The following is a 17315-nucleotide window of genomic DNA, read 5'->3' as shown; positions in this document are numbered from 1 at the left end:
CATGAAATTTGCGTTTGGAATCCGGCGTGCTGCAGCACCGGCGGCGCGCAAGCGTGCGCGCTCGTCCGCGTCGCGCGGTGCGCCAGTTCTGCTATTTTTTGTCATCGTAATTCTGGCTCTTTTCATGGGCGCCATCATCGGCCTGGATTCGCCTGTGCTCGTCACCCTGTTCGGTGGCGCCATTTTTGTTGCTCTGGTTTTTTTCATGCTGAACGCCTACCAGCTACTGCTGGCGGTCTTCGTGCTGACTTTCCTTGTACAGGGGTCGGCAGTGTATTTCCTTAGCAATCGGCAAGCGCCCTGGGTCGTGGTCGGCCTGACGGGATTGTTTGCGTTGCGTGCCTTGATGGAGCTGATGTTCTCGCGGACGGGCAAGGTCAAGCCGGATACGGGCACAGCCGATACGGGCGTGATGGTGTCGCTTCTGGTGTATGCCATGTGTTTCTGCGCCAGCACGGTGCTGAACCGTCCCTCGACGGCGCAGCTGATCGTTGCCATAAAGTCTTCCTGGCCCATGTTCGGGCTGCTGCTGGCCTTCGCCTGGGGGCGATGGCATCCAGAGCGCTTGAGCCGTCTATGGTGGATACTCATTGTGGTGGCGATGGTGCAGTTGCCAGTCACGATATATCAGCATTTCTTTATTTCCAGCGGACGCACGTTTGCCGCGCATGACGCTGTGGTCGGCACGTTTGGCGGCAATCCCCTGGGCGGCGGTAATAGCGCGCTTCTGGTCATGTTTGTCATTGCCGTGATGAGCTATAGCCTGGCGCTGTGGAACCGCGGCCTGATGACGGGCATGCGCGCCGGCCTCATTTGTGCCGTGTGCCTGGCAGTGATTTTGCTGGGCGAAGTGAAGGCTGCTTTTATCTGGATGCCTATTGCGCTGTTTTTTGTACTGCGCAAGCGCATCATGAAGAACTTACTGACCCTCATCTGGTATGGCTTGCTTGCCGTGGTGCTGGGCGGTACGATTTACCTAACCTATAACGCTCTTTACTGGGGCAAGCAGCTCGATAGCCAGCACACGCTCAGCGGTAAGCTGAAGGCCGGGGGCGGTTATTTCTTCGATCCGAACAGCGTCAGCTATGAAACGGGTGAGGTCGGGCGCGGCGCCTCGATTGCGATCTGGGCGCAGGATCATCTGGCTACCACACCAACTCGCCTGATCGGCTATGGTCCCGGTGCGGTCAAATCCGGTCCTGGCCTGGGCGCTGGGCCGCTGTATCAACGTTTTGCACCACTGCACGTCGATTCGATTGCCATTTCCGTCTTGCTGTGGGACTTGGGGCTGGTCGGATGCCTGGCATATGTCTCGATGATGTTGTTCGGTATCCGCGCCGGATGGCGCTATGTCAAGGAGGCGCGCGGCAGCCCGCTGCAGATGGCGATCGTGGAAACGTCCACCGGCTTGCTGGTGCTGTTCGCCTCCCTGCTGATTTATAACCGTACCCTGATGGACGACCCGGGTAGCCAGCTATTGTTCGTTTTCTGTCTGTCTTGCATCTTGCAGATCGTGCGTTTTGGCGCCCAGAGCGATGCGCCGCCGCAATTGCACGGCGTGCAAGCAATCCCGCACGGTAGGGCATGGGACAAGCCGCGGCACGTGGCGGCTGTGAGTGCGCCGCATGGCTGAGAGTCCATATCACGCTGCGCGGGTGATATTGCAGGCAAAGTGGTTCGCGATAGCAAAGATAGGCGTGGCACTGGCCGCCTTGTGGTTCCAGTTTGTGCTGATACGCAATCTCAGTGTGGCCGACTATGTGTCGTTTACGATCTTTACGGCTGCCAACGGCTTACTGGTCTTCGCTACAATGTTTGGCATGGACCGGGTCGTTTATCGCTTCATGCCTCCGCTGCGCGAGGCTATGCGCTGGCGCGAGATGCTGCTGCTGATGGCCGGCTTGATCGGCGTGCGCCAGTTGGTGGTCTTGCTGTTGCTGTTGCTCTTCTGGGGCGCGGGCCAGCTGATCCTGCCTGTGCCCATCTTGGCGGAAGTGCGCTTGATGTCGGTGCAATACGCGCTGTTCGCCGTAGCCACGGCGTTTACGGATACCTTCGCCATCTTCTGCAATAGCCTGGGGCAGCAGGGGCGACAGGCTATGTTGCAGACCAGCATGACCTTTCTGCGTATTGCCGTCATTATCGGCTGGCTGGCATGGCACGGTGCGCTCGATGCCTTCATGGTGGCCGACGTCATGATCGTTACGGAAAGCCTGCTCGCCGCCACCATGCTGGCGGTGCTGGCGCGGGAGTTTTTTGCCTTGCGCGGCAAGGCGCCAGCGGCGGGCCCACTGGTCTTTGGCTTTACCTGGAAAATGCTGATCGGCGACAGTCTCGGCACGCAAATGACGTATATGCTGAGCTTGCCATTCCGTGGTGGATTGCTGAAGCTCATTGTTGGTGCCATTGCCACACCGGTGGCGACAGCTTCCTTCGGTTTCTTTCAGACGATCGCCGACCGCGCATATCAGTTCATGCCGATTTTCATGATGAAGGGGATGATTGAGCCGGCGCTGGCCAGCGATTTTGCCGTGCGCGGCGACTTTGCCCGTATCCGGCTAATGGTCTCGCTGCTGATCCGGCTGAACTTTGTCATTCTCGGGCTTGGCATGGCGATCCTGCTTGGTTGTGGCGTGCCGCTGGTCGACTGGATGACGCATGGACGCTATGGTTCTGAAAGCTGGATCGCCATCATGCTGTTGCTGCAACTGGGCGCCATGACCTTGGGCGAGGCGCTGTGGATCGGGCTGAATCCTATCGGCCGCATCGGACCACATAATCGCATCTGGATATGGGTTTCCATGGTTTGCTACGCAGCGATCGGCCTGGCCGCCTGGCTGCGCAATATTCCGTTGCTGATCGTGGTCAGCGCCATTCCTTATCTGCTCGTGTTCGCTACTCTGCGCTGGATTCAGCGTGAACCGCTCCTGCTCGGCGGCCTGGGCATGGGCGCTATCGTGCGCCTGGCCGTGCCGGTAGCGGCTGCCGCCATGACGGCGCGCCTGGCCTGCTGGTTACTGGCGGCCTGGCCGGTATGGGGTGTGTTGACGGCTGTTGTCGGCAGCGTGTTAGTTTATTATCTGGTATTGCGTAAGATGTCTTTGTTTTATCGTGATGAAGTCGACAGCGTCTCCACCGTGTCGCCGCGCCTGGCGCGTATGTTCATGCTTATTTCGGCCAGGTGAGCCCGGGGGCGATATTGTCCCGGCAGCTTGTTGTTGAACTGGAGAATGAATGAAAATAGCTTATTTGATTCTGGCGCACGACCAGCCGGCCTTGTTTGCGCGCCTGGCTGGCGCGCTGGCTGGCGCGGATGCGCGTCTTTTTGCACATATCGATGCTAAGGCCGATGCCGCGCCGTTTCGCGCCGCCGTGTCCGCGCACCCTGTGCATTTCGTGGCGGCGCCGGTGAGCGTGAACTGGGGCGGGTATTCCCAGGTCGCGGCTATGTTGAGCTTGCTACAACTGGCCGCGCAACATGGACCCCACGATTATTATGTTTTCCTCAGCGGACGCGATTATCCACTGCGTAGCCAGCGAGCAATCAGCGCTCACTTGGCTGCCAGCGGAGGCAAAAGCTACATGAATTTTTATGCATTGACGGATGGTGTCGATTTTGTCGACAAAGTGCGCCGCTACTGCTATTACGATATCTATGCCCGCCTGCCTGGCCGTTGGCTGCAACGCGTGGCCAATCGTATGGTGCGCGACATCAGCAATGCCTTACCCGCACGTACCTTTATATCCGGCATGCAGCCGTATCGCGGCTCCACTTCATGGTGCCTGTCGCAGTCCGTCGTGGCCTACCTGCTGGCCTTTGTCGCCGATCCCGCCAATCAGGCCTATCTGAAATTCTTCCACTCGGTCAATTGCGCGGACGAGATTTTTTTCCAGACCATCGTCCTTAATTCACCATGGGCGGCCACCTTGGAAAATTTCGAGGAGGATGTGCTGAGGCGCGTGCCTGGCGACATGAAAAACGAAAATAAAGTGTCCCTGCATTACATAGACTGGAATCCCGCGCGTGAAGATCCTGCCGTCTTTGATGCCAGCGATTTTCCGGCGCTGGCCACATCGGGAAAATTTTTTGCGCGTAAATTCGATATCGTCAAATCAGCCGCCGTGCTCGACATGCTTGATGCCGCGCGCCGCGCGCATAGCGAAGAAAACTGAGATGCCGAACTCGCCGCAGAACGTTGCCAAGCTCGCCATATGTGCGTGTAGCCCGCATTAATACTCACTCTTCCTGCTTTGTTTCGTTTTTGCCACAGCCCTGTGCATGCCGCTAAAGCGGCGGCAGCGGCAGCCTTTTCGAACTTGTGGAACGGGAATATTTGAGGTAGCTTGTAAGCTGTCTCAGAGGAAATAAACGTATCTCCGGCTTGTCATTATTGTTTGTACATAGTTGCCCTAGGATGGTTGTTACGCATAAAAACATCTAATCCGTCAGCACTATTGCTATATCTCAAATTAACATAATCGTGGATCAACGTTTCTTACTCTGGCGAGGCAATTGAGCTATTGAGACGTGGTCCGGCCGACAGGCTTGGACCGGGTCCATCCTATTTTTGTTGTTCCGGAGGTTATGAAATGAAACCCGCTAAAATCATACTGCACTGCGCATTGTTAGGATTAATACCAGCCTGCGGTCAAGTGCATGCGGATTGGGCGCAGGCGGTCACGCCCCTTGAGATAAAAACGGTGCCGGAGAATAATCTCATCCAGCCACAGAATCCCCCTACATTTTCCTGGTCGCGTAATCCGAAGAACCCGGCCGCGTATGTGCTGGAGCTGAAACTGAATGGTACTGTCGTGCGTACGTTTACCAGTTCCCGCAGTTGGTACCTGCCCTCGAAGGCGCTGCCGTTGGGCGAGTACACGTGGCGTGTGCGTCCATCGACTACTACCGAGTGGTCTTCCGAGCGCAAGTTTGTCATCAATGCGGCTTCGGTTGTATATGAAGTGCCGGAGAACGCTGACTTGCGCGCGCGCGCGCTGATGAAGACGCGTCCGCGCGGCTTGCAGACGGGCCTGCCGCTGGTAAAAAACTGGGATACCACCCTGAGCGCTCAGCGCGGGGCCGCCGTTACCCAACTGACTAAGGAAGTTGTCTGGAATATTACCGCGCTCCCGCTCATCAGCGACGCCAACTGGCCACTCGATACGACGACGGTGATTACCGCCGCTGCGGCGGCGCAAGTGGCCGATATCCGGAAGCAGCTCAATATGCGCACCCGGCAACTTGAATCGACAGTCTTGCTGTACCGTTTGACGGGCGAGGAACGTTTCCTGGTCGAGGCGCTCAAGCGTGGTGACGAACTGGCCGGCTTCAATCCAATCGGGCCAACGAATTACAGCAAGCAGGATCAAGCGCCTTTCGCCATCGCCTCTTCGCTTATTCGCGCCTTTGATACCTTGGGCAGCAATCTCGACGACACGCGTCGTGTGAAATGGCTGCGGTCGGTGACGGCGTATGGCAATCAGATTTATGCCGACTTGTCTCAGGACAATGGACGCAACGACCAGTATCCGTACGACTCGCATGCGATCAGTAATACTGCAGGATTGGCGCTGATTTCGATTCTCGCTCTGGGCGACATACCAGCCGCCAATGCCTGGTTCGATTTCTCGTTCCGTTCATACGTCAGTTCGCTGAGCGTGTGGAGCGGCCCGGAGGGCGGTTTTGCCAATGGCACGGCGTATGGCGAGTTTGCGGTCGATTTGTACATGCAGGTGTGGCAACCGACAGCGCAGGCGATGAATGTCAACCTGTATGCCAAACCTTGGTCGCAGGGTTTCCTGAACTTCTTCATGTATTTCGTCCCGCCTGGCGCGCAGACGCACGTCTTCGGCGACGGCCATGAAGTGGCACCAACGGCTAAGATCATGCGGGCATACGCATCAAACTTTGCCACACCGGAGGCAGCCTGGTATGTGAAGAACATGCCAGCCGCCGACGATGCGCTGACTTTGCTCAAGGCATATTACCCTTTGCCCGCGACGACAGTGGCACCGCAGGCGCCGACAGTCAGCGCGGTCATGCTGCCCAGTATCGGCTGGAGCGCCATGCATAGCAGCATGGCTGATCCCGCGCGCACTTCCGTGTACTTCAAGTCGAGTCCCTATGGCTCCTACAACCATAGCCACGGAGACCAGAACAGTTTTGTTATAACCAGTGCGGGTGTGCCGCTGCTGGCAGAAGGCGGCTGGTACGATTACTATGGCTCCCCCCTGTGGAGTTCCTGGTACCGCCAGACCAAGGCGCACAACGGCCTGACTTTTGACGGTGGTATCGGACAGACCATTGACGGTGGCAATGTCGCCATGATCACCAATAACGGCAAAATCACCGCCTTTGCCACCACCCGTGGCCTCGATTACGTCGAGGGTGATGCCACGGCGGCGTACGGTGGAAAGCTGACCTCGGCCATCCGCAAGCTGTGGTACGTACGTGATACAGATTCCGTTGTGGTCTATGACAAGGCGAAGTCAGCCACGGCACGCACGTGGGAGTGGAATATGCACGCCATGGCGCCGATCGTGACGGCAGCCGACGGTAGTGTATCGATCACCAACAAGGGACGCACGGCATGCATTCGCCCTCTGATCACCAACGGCGTACGCTTTGAGAAGCGCACCGGTGTGCCACTCATGCCTGGCCGCGTGGAGGATCAGGCAGTGTTTGTCTCCACCGCCAAGTCGACCAGCGGCGAGTTCCTGGTGTTGATCGACGTGGGGTGCAAGAATCCGGCCGTATCGCTGACCAGCGGAGCTACAGGAAGGACCTTGAAAGTGGGGCCTCAGACTATGATTGTGCCGAACTAGGTGCGATTGGGGGAGGCTGCGCGCAAGCGGCTGGCCAGGCCGCGGTAGCATGTTGCCAGTGCTGCGGACAGCACGCGATAGCTGCGTTGCCGCTCGATGTAGGCTATTCCTGCGTTTGCCTTCTGCCGCGCCGCGCTGCTGTCATCGAGAACGTCGGCCAGTGCCGCGGCCAGCGCTTCCGGCGTACTGGCGCTCAGCCAGCCGGCGCCGCTGTCGTTCAGTACCTGGGCCTGGTCGGGGCTGTCATTGCCGACGGCAGGCATACCCAGGGCCAGGTATTCCAGCAGCTTGGTGGGCGAGCTGACATCGAACAGAGCGCCGCGTGGGATATACGATACTGCGACATCGGCGCCCAGCAGCAAGGGCAGGGCGCAAGTGCTGTCGAGCCAGCCCGTCATGTGTATGGCGTCTTCCAGGTTCAAGTTGCGTGCATGGATACGCAACAGTTCAATGTCGGATGGCGTCGGCGAACTGCCGATCAGCAGCAGGCGTGCCGCCGGATGGCGCTGCCGTACGATCACTAGCGCATCGAGCAGCTCTTCGATGCGGCGCGAACGGTCCAGCGTGCCAAGATAGGCGATTACCGGAAGCGCTTCCCATTGCGCAAGGCGGCGCGGGGTAATGGCGTGCGCGCGCAGCGTTTCCGTGTCCACGCCCATTGGCACGGCCGTCAGTTTCCCAGCCTCGATGCCGCGCGCGATCATTAGCTGTTTCATGGCCTCGCTTTGCACAAAGACATGGTCGGCATGTGCCAGAACAATCTTGTAAAACAGCACTTTTTCAACTAAACCCTTCCACAAGGCTAGCCGGTAATGCAGGCTTCCCGGCCGTCGCGCCAATTCGGCACGCGAGCGCTCGATACGTCCATCGCACATGAGAAACGATACCCAGTACGTGAAGGGAATACCCTTAACGCGGGCAATAAGCATGCTGAGTAAACCAATGGACACCATATCCCTGACCTGGATGACATCGCATCGCGCGGACGCGGCGCGCCATACTTTGCTCAGGCACAGGGCCAGGAACGCCAACTCCTGGCGCCAGCGGCGCGCATGTCTCGCCGGCGTGCTGTGCGAGACGAAACCGTCCGGCGTACCGCTGCCGTCGCCTGGCTTGCCGACGATATCGCAATACACCTGATGACGTGGCAGATACTTGCCGAACAGCGTGGAAACGTCGGCACGGTATGAGGGCAGCGGTTCCGGGACCAGTTGTAAAATATGCAGCGTCTGCGAAGGAGTCAATTTTTACTTTCATTAAGTAGCGCACGTCGATACGCTGAATGTTGCTATTGCCAAATGGTTTTGCACGCGATGGCGAACACACGTAAGCTTGCGCAGTGTGCAACGATACAAAGAATTCAAGTGTACTAGAAATGTTTTCCTGGATGTTGTGTATAATATGCATCAATATTGTTTTATTGATACTCAGTTATGCGAAAGAAAATGCGCATGACACCGTCGTGCCAGGTGGGCGTTCCCGCGCACGGCGGCCTTGAATTGACAGGCGAAAGCATGATTAAAGTATTCCGCATCGCCGCTTGGCTGCATCACCTTGGCCTTCCCCTGATCCCGCGTTGTCTGTATGTACTCAACCGCCTGTTGTTTGCCGTGGTATTGCCGCCCGGTGCCGTGGTGGGAAGGGACGTGCGTTTCGCCTATAGCGGCCTGGGTATTGTGGTGCATGCGCGCGCGCGTATTGGCGACCGCGTCAAGATAGCGCAAAATGTCACGATAGGTGGGCGAGCCGGGCACTTTGCAGTCCCCGTCATCGAAGACGATGTCGAGATTGGTGCCGGTGCCTGCATACTCGGCCCCGTTGTGATCGGGCGCGGCGCGCGCATCGGCGCAAATGCCGTGGTGCTGGATCACGTCGCCCCTGGTGCCATCGCGGTGGGTGTGCCGGCGCGCTCCAAGCCTCCGAAAGGTGCGCCCCATGCGTAATTCAGCTTGGCAATACGTTGCCGCTGCACCCATCCACGGGCGCACCTTCCATTCCAGCACGGGTATCTGATGGCTGCGACCAAGGAATTTCATTTGCCGTCGCTCGACGGTTTGCGGGCTTTTGCCGCGCTGGCGGTATTTGCCAGCCATGCTGGCTTGGGACATGTGGTGCCAGGTGGCTTTGGCGTCACCGTGTTTTTTTTCCTCAGCGGGTATCTCATTACTACTTTGTTGCGGCGTGAGCTGGAGCAGCGAGGAGACATCAATTTCCGCCACTTTTACCTGCGTCGCATCTACCGCATCCTGCCACCCATGTACCTGGTGCTGTTCGCCATCCTGATTCTGTGCCTGACCGGCGTGATTGCACATAGCGTGACGGCAGGCGGCCTGCTGGCGCAAATCCTGCAGGTTACCAATTATTATCTACTCTACGCGGACTCTCCTGGCGTCGTGCCTTTCACTGGCATTTTTTGGTCGCTGGCAGTGGAGGAACATTTTTACCTGCTCTTCCCCCTGCTGTTTGTCTTTTGCATGCGGCGCTGGAGCCGGCATAGCGTGGCGGGGATCTTTCTCGCGCTTTGCGTACTGGTGCTGGCCTGGCGTTGCGCGCTGGTTTTCCTGCTCGAGGCGGAGCCGGCGCGCACCTACCTTGCCAGTGATACCCGCATGGATAGCCTGTTGTTTGGCTGCATCATGGGTGTATGGCGTAATCCGGCGTTGGACGCCCAGGTGTTTTTCAAGTCGGTCTGGGCCAACGCATTGCTGCTGGCGGGGGCCGTGGGCGTGCTGGTCTTTGCTTTCCTCTACCGCGACGCGGCGTTTCGCGAGACGGCGCGCTATACCGTGCAGGGCCTGGCCCTGTTCCCAGTCTTCTGGCTGGCCGTCAGATATCCGGGCTGGCCGGTGTTTCGCGTGCTGAACTGGCGCCCCGTGCGCCTCCTGGGCGTGATCTCCTATGTGTTCTATCTGTCGCACCTGTTCTGGATGTATTGCGGCCATATGATTTTTGGCGAACGCCCGCTTGCCGCCGGCCTGTGCGGTCTGACGCTTACGATCATGTTTTCCTACGTCGTGCACCTCGTGGTGGAGCTGCCGTTTGCGCGTTTGCGGCGCAAGTTGCACGAATGAGCGCGATAGCTGGAAAGCCCTCCGATTTTCTACGTTTCTTCTGTTAGGCGAATGAAAAAAATTATCATGATAGGCACGTCCTTCGACACCATGGGGGGTATCTCCGCAGTGGTCAATGTATACCGTTCGGCAGGCTTGTTCGAACGCTATCCTGTCGAGTATATCGCCACGCATTGCGATGGCAGCGCTTTTGCCAAGCTGCGTATGGCTGTCTCTGCCCTAGGGCGCTTTCTGGTGCTGCTGTGCAGTGGCCGAGTCGGGCTGCTGCATATGCATGTCTCATCGCGCGCCAGTTTCTGGCGCAAGATGCCGTTCTTCCTGCTCGCTACCCTTTGCCGCCGGCCGACCATCGTACATGTGCACAGCGGCGCCTTTCATCTGTTTTACGAGCGTTGCGGCGGCGTGGGGAAAGCGCTTATCCGCCATGTATTCGACCGCGCGTCGCGTGTCGTGGTGTTGTCCGAAATGTGGAAGGAGTGGGTGCACAGCATCAGCCGCAATGGGCACGTCGTCGCCATCTATAATCCCGTGATGTTGCCGCCGTTGCACACGCGGGACGAGGCGGCACAGGGCAGCACGGTATTGATGCTGGGGCGGCTGGGCAAACCGAAGGGTACCTACGACCTGCTCGAGGCGGCACGCGGCGTGTGCGATGAGTTTCCCTCCATGCAATTGGCGCTGGGTGGTGACGGAGAGCATGACAAGGTCGTGGCCGCTGCGGCGCAAATGGGCATCGGCAGCCATGTACATCTGCTGGGCTGGATCACCGGGGGCGACAAGGAACAGGCGTTGCGCAACGCGCGAATTTATGTGCTGCCATCTTATAACGAAGGTTTACCCATGAGCGTGTTGGAGGCGATGGCCGCCGGACTGCCCGTCATTTCGACGCCTGTCGGCGGCATTCCCGAAGCCATCAGCGAAGGAGTTGAAGGCTTCCTCGTGCCGCCTGGCGACGTGGCTCTGCTGACTCAGCGTTTACGCCTGCTGCTTGCCAACGCGCCACTCGCGCACAGTATGGGCCTGGCTGGACGCGCCAAGATCGAGCGCCAGTTTTCCGCCGCCGCGATCGTGCCGCACATCGAAGCCCTGTACCGCGCTCTTGGTGCGCAGCCCGGGAGTACCGCGCCATGACGACGCTTGCCTGGAAACTGAACCGTGTCAGATTGATGGGAGCCGCTGAAATCATATGGCGTGTCCAGCAAATCGCGCAAAAGAAAGCGGCTAAATATGGCCTGGGCCTGGTGTCAAAGGCGCCCGCCCCACGTTTTCCTGTCGCCGAGCGACATTTCATCGAGGAAGGCAACCTGCCGGACACTACTGCGCTGATGGCCGCCGCCGAGCGCATCCTTGCCGGGCGCTGGCGGGTTTTTGCCTTGCATGACGCGGCACTGGGGTTTCCGCCGGAATGGAACCGCGATCCAAAGACGGCGACCTTGGCCCCCATGATAATCGGCAAGGCAATTGATTATCGTAGCGAAGCAGTAGTGGGCGATATCAAATACTTGTGGGAGCCCAGCCGTCACTTGGAACTGGCCACCCTTGCCCTGGCAGCGCGCGCCAGCGGCGATGTGCGCTATGCCCAGGCGGCGCGCGCACTGCTTGAGTCGTGGCTGGCGCAGTGCCCCTATCCGCTGGGCGTACATTGGACCAGTTCGCTGGAACTGGCGGTGCGCCTGCTGAACTGGAGCGTTGCATGGCAGCTGCTTGGTGGCGCAGACTCGCTTTTGTTTCAAGATGCAGAGGGCCAGGCTTTCCAGCGCCGCTGGCTCGATGCCATTTACCAGCATTGCCATTTCATTGTCGGCTATTTCTCACGCCATTCCTCTGCGAACAACCATTTGCTGGGCGAGTACATGGGGCTGTATATCGCCAGCGTGACTTGGCCTTGCTGGCCGGAAAGCAAGCGCTGGCACCGGGTGGCCAAGGCCGGCCTGGAAGACGAGGCACTCAAGCAGAACTTTGCCGATGGCGTGAACAAGGAACAGGCCGTGTATTACCAGCACGAGGTAATGGATATGCTGATCCTGTGCCAGCGCGCCGCCAGCGCGCGCGGAGATACGTTCTCCGCCGCCTATCTGCAGCGCCTGGAGCGTTTGGCAGACTTCATCTGTTCCATGATGGATGCCGGCGGTAATGTGCCTATGACGGGCGATGCCGACGATGCGCAAATGGTGCGGTTGTCGTATGAGGCGGGCTGGAATCCCTACCGCTCGCTGCTGGCCAGCTGTGCCGTGTTGTTTGGCCGCGCCGACTTCAAGCGCAAGGCCGGCCATTTTGACGACAAGAACCGCTGGCTGTTCGGTGCGGCGGGTTTGCGACAATGGCAGGCGCTCGACGCCAGCGGGGCCGAAGCGCCCGTCATGGCGTTTCCCGAAGGCGGCTATTTCCTGCTTGGCAGCCATTTCGGCACACCCGATGAGGTGCGCCTAGTGGCCGATTGCGCACCGCTCGGCTATCTGTCCATTGCCGCGCATGGGCATGCCGATGCGCTGGCATTTACCCTCTCCGTGAGCGGGGAAGAGTTGCTCACCGATCCAGGCACCTACGCCTATCACACGCAAAAAAAATGGCGCGATTACTTCCGCAGCACACCCGCGCATAACACGGTAGCCGTCGACGGCCTGGACCAGTCTGAAATCGGCGGCAATTTCATGTGGCTGAAAAAAGCCAATGCGCGCATGATTACTCATGAAACGGATTCCGAAGTGCAAGTTTTCGAGGGCGAACACGATGGCTATGGCCGCCTGGCCGATCCCGTGCTGCACCGGCGTCGTATCGAGTTCAACTTTAATAATAAATGCATTGTTGTAAAAGACATATTACAATGTATAAATGTACATGATATTTCCGTGCATTGGCAGTTCGGCGACCACTGCGTGGTGACCGTTGACGAGGGGCAATTGCGGGCACAGGGATTGCGGTCCGGATTGCGCATGCGCTGTTCGCATGGAACGCTGGACGTATTGCGCGGTAGCGACACACCGCCTGGCGGCTGGATATCGCGCCGCTTCGACGAGAAATCACCGATTGCCAGTGCCGCCTGGCGCATGAGGGTGCAGGGAACAACTGAAATCGTGACGCACATCGAGCTGATGCCGCAGGCGTCGCTGGCTGATTCGCCGGCTAATTATTAAGGGAGCATATTTTGAAAATCAGTATTTTTGGCCTCGGCTACGTGGGTGCGGTCTCTGCCGGTTGCCTAGCAACGGATGGGCATGAAGTGATCGGCGTCGATCCGAACAGGACCAAGGTGGAGCTGATCAACCAGGGCACCACGCCCATCATCGAAAAAGACATCGGCGAGATGATCGCCGCCACCGTGAAAAGCGGCCACTTGCGCGCCACGTTCGACGTGCGCGACGCCGTCTTCAGCTCGGACATGTCGCTCATCTGCGTGGGTACGCCTTCGCAGCTCAATGGCAACCTGGACCTCAGCCACGTGCGCAAGGTGTGCCAGGAGATCGGCGCCGCCATCCGCGAAAAAGACAGTTTCCACGTCGTCGTGGCGCGCTCGACCATGCTGCCAGGCTCCATGCGTTCGCTCGTCATTCCTACCCTGGAAGCGGCCTCGGGCAAGGTGGCCGGCGTCGATTTCGGCGTGTGCAACAATCCGGAATTCCTGCGCGAAGGCACGGCCGTCTACGATTACTACAATCCGCCGAAGACGGTGATTGGCGAGTCCGATGAAAAGGCTGGTGCGCTGCTGGTGCAGCTGTATGAAAAGATGGATGCGCCGCTGGTGCGCACGGACGTGGAAACGGCCGAGATGGTCAAGTACACGGACAATACCTGGCATGCCGTCAAGGTGGCGTTCGCCAATGAAATCGGCAACATCTGCAAGGCCGTCGGCATTGATGGCCACAAGGTGATGGAAATCTTCTGCCAGGACACCAAGCTGAACCTGTCGCCGTACTACATGAAGCCAGGGTTTGCCTTCGGCGGCTCCTGCCTGCCGAAAGACGTGCGCGCGCTGACCTACAAGGCGCGCAGCCTGGACCTGGATTTGCCTCTGCTCAATTCCATCCTGCCGTCGAACCAGCGGCAAGTGGAAAAGGGCATCAAGATGATCGTCGACAAGGGCGCGCGCAAGGTGGGCATCCTGGGCTTTTCGTTCAAGGCCGGCACGGACGACTTGCGCGAGTCGCCGCTGGTCGACGTCATCGAATACTTGCTGGGCAAGGGCTACGAGCTGAAGCTGTACGACAAGAACGTCAACCTGGCCGCCTTGACGGGCGCCAACCAGGATTACATCCTCAACCACATCCCGCACATTTCCAAGCTGATGGTGACGAATATGCAGGACGTGCTCGATTTTGCCGACACCATCGTCATCGGCAATGGCGCGGCCGAGTTCAAGACCGTGCCTGGCAGCCTCAAGCCGCACCAGCACATCGTCGACCTGGTGCGCATCAGCAAGGATCAAAGTGGAGAACAATATGACGGCATCTGCTGGTAATCAATTGGCAGGGCAGCCGCGCCGTGTGCTGATCCTGGTGGAAAACCTGCCATCGCCATTCGACCGGCGCGTGTGGCAGGAAGCGACCACCCTGCATGCGAATGGCTATGAAGTGTCGATCATCTGCCCGACGGGCAAGGGCTACGAGTCGCGCTACGAAGCCATCGACGGCATCCATATCTACCGCTACAACCTGCCGCTGGAAGCGGAAGGGGCGAAGGGGTACCTGGTCGAATATTCGCTGGCGCTGTTCCACACTTTCCGCCTGGCGTGGAAAGTGCACTTCGCGCGCGGCTTCGACGTCATCCACGCCTGCAATCCGCCCGACCTGCTGTTCCTCATCGGCGGCTTCTTCAAGTTGACGATGGGCAAGCGTTTCCTGTTCGACCACCACGACATCAATCCGGAGCTGTACGAAGCCAAGTTCGGCCGGCGCGATTTCTTTTATAAACTGATGGTGCTGTTCGAGCGCTGGTCGTTCCAGAGCGCCGACGTGTCGATCGCCACTAACGAGTCGTACAAGAAGATCGCCATCGAGCGGGGCGGCATGAAGCCCGAGGATGTCTACGTGGTGCGCAGCGGACCCAAGCTGGACCGCTTGCGCGTGCTGCCGCCCGTGCCGGAACTCAAGAAGGGCCGTACTTACCTGGTCGGCTATGTGGGCGTGATGGGTGCGCAGGAAGGCATCGATCTGTTGCTGCAGGCGGCACAATACATCGTGCAGACCTTGAAGCGCGAGGATGTGCACTTCGGCCTGGTGGGCGGCGGCACCTCGCTGGAACAGATGAAGCAGATGGCGCAGGACATGGGCATCGCCGACTACGTGACGTTCACGGGACGCGTGCCGGACCAGCAATTGCTGGAAATGCTCAACACGTCCGACGTATGCGTGAACCCGGACGTGGCCAACGACATGAACGACAAGTCGACCATGAACAAGATCATGGAATACATGGCATTGGGAAAACCGATCGTGCAATTCGACCTGGTCGAAGGCAAGGTGTCGGCGCAGCAGGCGTCGCTGTATGCCTTGAAGAACGACCCTATCGACATGGCGCGCAAGATCGTCGAATTGCTCGACGACCCGTCCCGCCGCGAGCAGATGGGCGCGTTTGGCCGCCATCGCGTGATCAACGAACTGGAGTGGGAATATGAAGCGCCCAAGCTGCTGGCCGCGTATGCGCGCCTGTTTCCCGCCGCCGCGCCCGTCGTTCCCGTGACCTTGAGCAAGGATGGCGGCTGATGGCGCCGGACAAAAGCGCCGCGCGCGGCGTGCTGGGTGGCATGCTGATCGCCTGAACGATTATAGTGTCGAGCGTGCATGCTCCTCAATAAACTGCTTTTGAAATGAAACCATGAAAATTTACCCAGTCATCCTGTCCGGCGGTTCGGGCACCCGTTTGTGGCCGCTGTCGCGCGCCGTGTTGCCCAAGCAACTGTTGCCGCTGGTAACGGACAAGACCATGTTGCAGGAAACGGCGCTGCGCGTGAGCAGCCTGTCGAACCGCCGTGCCGGCGATAGTGCGCTGGCCGAGTTTGAAGTCATGCCGCCGCTGGTGGTGTGCGGCAATGAGCACCGCTTCATGGTGGCCGAGCAGCTGCGCGAGATCGGCTTGCCGCCGCTGGGTATCTTGCTCGAACCGGTAGGGCGCAACACGGCGCCTGCCGTGGCCGTGGCCGCGCAATACCTGCTGGCCATCGATCCGCATGCGCTGATGCTGGTCTTGCCGGCCGACCATGTCATCACCGACGTGGCCGCGTTTCACCAGTCCATCGCCGAGGCGGCGCTGCTGGCGGCCGACGGCGCGCTGGCCACCTTCGGCATCGTGCCGACGGCGCCGGAAACGGGCTATGGCTATATCCGCAGCGGCGCACCCGTGAGCCCTGGTGCCATCGGTTGCAAGGTCGAGCGTTTCGTGGAAAAGCCGGACCTGGCCACGGCGCAGTCGTTCCTGGCTGCCGGCAATTATTTCTGGAACAGCGGCATGTTCATGTTCCGCGCCGAACGTTATCTGGGAGAACTGGGGCAATTCCAGCCCGCCATGCTGGCCGCCTGCGAGGCGGCCGTGCGCGACGGCTACCGCGACCTCGATTTCTGCCGCCTGGAAGAGAAGGCCTTCGCCGCCTGTCCGTCCGATTCGATCGACTATGCCGTCATGGAGCATACGGCGCATGCGGTGGTGCTGCCGGCCGCCATCGGCTGGAGCGATGTCGGTTCCTGGTCAGCCCTGTGGGAAGTGCAGCACGGTGATGCCAACGGCAACGTGGTGCGCGGCGACGTGTATCTCGACGGCGTGAGCAATTGCCTGGTGCGCGCCGAGCGCCGCATGGTGGCCGTGCTGGGCGTGCAGGACTTGATCGTGGTGGAAACGGACGACGCCATCCTGGTGGCACACAAGGACCAGGTGCAGCGCGTGAAACAGGTGGTCGATCACTTGAAGCAGGCGGGGCGCAGCGAACACGTGCAGCACCGCAAGGTGTACCGCCCATGGGGCAGCTATGAAGGCATCGATATCGGCGAGCGCTTCCAGGTCAAGCGCATCACGGTCAATCCGGGCGGCAAGCTGTCCTTGCAGATGCACCATCACCGTGCCGAGCACTGGGTGGTCGTCAGCGGTACGGCCAGCGTCACCTGCGGCGAGAAGGTGACTTTGCTGACGGAAAACGAATCGACGTACATTCCCATCGGTATGACGCACCGGCTGGAAAACCCGGGTAAATTGCCGCTGCACCTGATCGAAGTGCAATCGGGCAGCTATCTGGGCGAAGACGACATCGTGCGGCTGGAGGATGTCTACCAGCGCGCCTGATGCGCGGTTTTTACGATATCTGCACTGTGAAACTATTGGCTTAAAGAATGATGCTATAAAGTAACTCATCATTAAACAATAGTTAACATAAAAAATTGCTTTATGCTATGATTCTGCCTGGTTTGATTAGATAAATACATGCGGGTGCAACGC

At 59.0% G+C, this 17315-nt stretch carries 12 protein-coding genes; 11 read left to right on the top strand and 1 reads right to left on the bottom strand.

The window, feature by feature from the left end; genetic code table 11:
* The first annotated feature begins 1 nt into the window (after position 1).
* From KO538_RS17830 to KO538_RS17815, 4 genes are all read left to right on the top strand, one after another.
* Positions 2–1633, top strand: a complete 1632-nt coding sequence (locus KO538_RS17830; RefSeq protein WP_219329184.1) for a hypothetical protein — start codon at positions 2–4, stop codon at positions 1631–1633.
* Complete coding sequence (locus tag KO538_RS17825) at positions 1626–3185, top strand: hypothetical protein (protein WP_219329183.1); 1560 nt, start codon at positions 1626–1628, stop codon at positions 3183–3185. Before KO538_RS17830 ends, KO538_RS17825 begins: the two co-directional genes overlap by 8 nt.
* A gap of 49 nt (positions 3186–3234) precedes the next feature.
* On the top strand, positions 3235–4173 hold the full coding sequence (locus tag KO538_RS17820; RefSeq protein ID WP_219329182.1) for a beta-1,6-N-acetylglucosaminyltransferase: 939 nt from the start codon (positions 3235–3237) through the stop codon (positions 4171–4173).
* A gap of 417 nt (positions 4174–4590) precedes the next feature.
* Positions 4591–6825, top strand: a complete 2235-nt coding sequence (locus tag KO538_RS17815; RefSeq protein WP_219329181.1) for a heparinase II/III family protein — start codon at positions 4591–4593, stop codon at positions 6823–6825.
* On the opposite strand, the gene KO538_RS17810 is transcribed toward KO538_RS17815, so the two are convergent.
* Positions 6822–8069 (bottom strand): glycosyltransferase, encoded by a 1248-nt coding sequence (locus tag KO538_RS17810; protein WP_219329180.1) that lies wholly within the window; start codon positions 8067–8069, stop codon positions 6822–6824. The genes KO538_RS17815 and KO538_RS17810 overlap by 4 nt on opposite strands.
* A 270-nt stretch (positions 8070–8339) precedes the next feature.
* Between KO538_RS17810 and KO538_RS17805 the strand changes: the two genes are divergently transcribed.
* The 7 genes from KO538_RS17805 to KO538_RS17775 all read left to right on the top strand — a co-directional run bounded on the left by KO538_RS17805 (position 8340) and on the right by KO538_RS17775 (position 17162).
* The gene (locus tag KO538_RS17805) at positions 8340–8768 is read left to right on the top strand and encodes a serine O-acetyltransferase (RefSeq protein WP_219329179.1); all 429 of its coding nucleotides are present in this window, start codon (positions 8340–8342) and stop codon (positions 8766–8768) included.
* Positions 8769–8837: 69 nt separating this feature from the next.
* On the top strand, positions 8838–9896 hold the full coding sequence (locus KO538_RS17800; protein ID WP_219329178.1) for an acyltransferase: 1059 nt from the start codon (positions 8838–8840) through the stop codon (positions 9894–9896).
* Between the two features lie 51 nt (positions 9897–9947).
* The gene (locus KO538_RS17795; RefSeq protein WP_219329177.1) at positions 9948–11027 is read left to right on the top strand and encodes a glycosyltransferase family 4 protein; all 1080 of its coding nucleotides are present in this window, start codon (positions 9948–9950) and stop codon (positions 11025–11027) included.
* The gene (locus KO538_RS17790; RefSeq protein ID WP_219329176.1) at positions 11024–13030 is read left to right on the top strand and encodes an alginate lyase family protein; all 2007 of its coding nucleotides are present in this window, start codon (positions 11024–11026) and stop codon (positions 13028–13030) included. Before KO538_RS17795 ends, KO538_RS17790 begins: the two co-directional genes overlap by 4 nt.
* An 11-nt stretch (positions 13031–13041) precedes the next feature.
* Positions 13042–14352 carry a nucleotide sugar dehydrogenase gene (locus tag KO538_RS17785; protein WP_034751648.1) on the top strand — a complete coding sequence of 437 codons (1311 nt, stop codon included), beginning with the start codon at positions 13042–13044 and terminating at the stop codon, positions 14350–14352.
* A complete protein-coding gene (locus KO538_RS17780) occupies positions 14333–15595 on the top strand; it encodes a glycosyltransferase family 4 protein (protein ID WP_219329175.1) in 1263 nt (420 codons plus the stop codon). The genes KO538_RS17785 and KO538_RS17780 overlap by 20 nt, the downstream gene beginning before the upstream one ends.
* 112 nt (positions 15596–15707) lie before the next feature.
* Positions 15708–17162: a mannose-1-phosphate guanylyltransferase/mannose-6-phosphate isomerase gene (locus tag KO538_RS17775; protein ID WP_070303889.1), complete on the top strand. Its 1455-nt coding sequence runs from the start codon at positions 15708–15710 to the stop codon at positions 17160–17162.
* Positions 17163–17315 lie beyond the last annotated feature (153 nt).

The sequence above is a fragment of the Janthinobacterium sp. NKUCC08_JDC genome (genome assembly GCF_019345575.1).
GTDB lineage: Bacteria > Pseudomonadota > Gammaproteobacteria > Burkholderiales > Burkholderiaceae_D > Janthinobacterium > Janthinobacterium aestuarii.
This window is presented reverse-complemented; position numbering and strand designations above follow the sequence as displayed.

Excerpts from the sequence above, each read along its gene's own strand:
- KO538_RS17830 (WP_219329184.1), top strand. The coding sequence starts at position 2 with ATGAAATTTGCGTTTGGAATCCGGCGTGCTGCAGCACCGGCGGCGCGC.
- KO538_RS17825 (WP_219329183.1), top strand. The coding sequence starts at position 1,626 with ATGGCTGAGAGTCCATATCACGCTGCGCGGGTGATATTGCAGGCAAAG.
- KO538_RS17820 (WP_219329182.1), top strand. The coding sequence starts at position 3,235 with ATGAAAATAGCTTATTTGATTCTGGCGCACGACCAGCCGGCCTTGTTT.
- KO538_RS17815 (WP_219329181.1), top strand. The coding sequence starts at position 4,591 with ATGAAACCCGCTAAAATCATACTGCACTGCGCATTGTTAGGATTAATA.
- KO538_RS17805 (WP_219329179.1), top strand. The coding sequence starts at position 8,340 with ATGATTAAAGTATTCCGCATCGCCGCTTGGCTGCATCACCTTGGCCTT.
- KO538_RS17800 (WP_219329178.1), top strand. The coding sequence starts at position 8,838 with ATGGCTGCGACCAAGGAATTTCATTTGCCGTCGCTCGACGGTTTGCGG.
- KO538_RS17795 (WP_219329177.1), top strand. The coding sequence starts at position 9,948 with ATGAAAAAAATTATCATGATAGGCACGTCCTTCGACACCATGGGGGGT.
- KO538_RS17790 (WP_219329176.1), top strand. The coding sequence starts at position 11,024 with ATGACGACGCTTGCCTGGAAACTGAACCGTGTCAGATTGATGGGAGCC.
- KO538_RS17780 (WP_219329175.1), top strand. The coding sequence starts at position 14,333 with ATGACGGCATCTGCTGGTAATCAATTGGCAGGGCAGCCGCGCCGTGTG.
- KO538_RS17775 (WP_070303889.1), top strand. The coding sequence starts at position 15,708 with ATGAAAATTTACCCAGTCATCCTGTCCGGCGGTTCGGGCACCCGTTTG.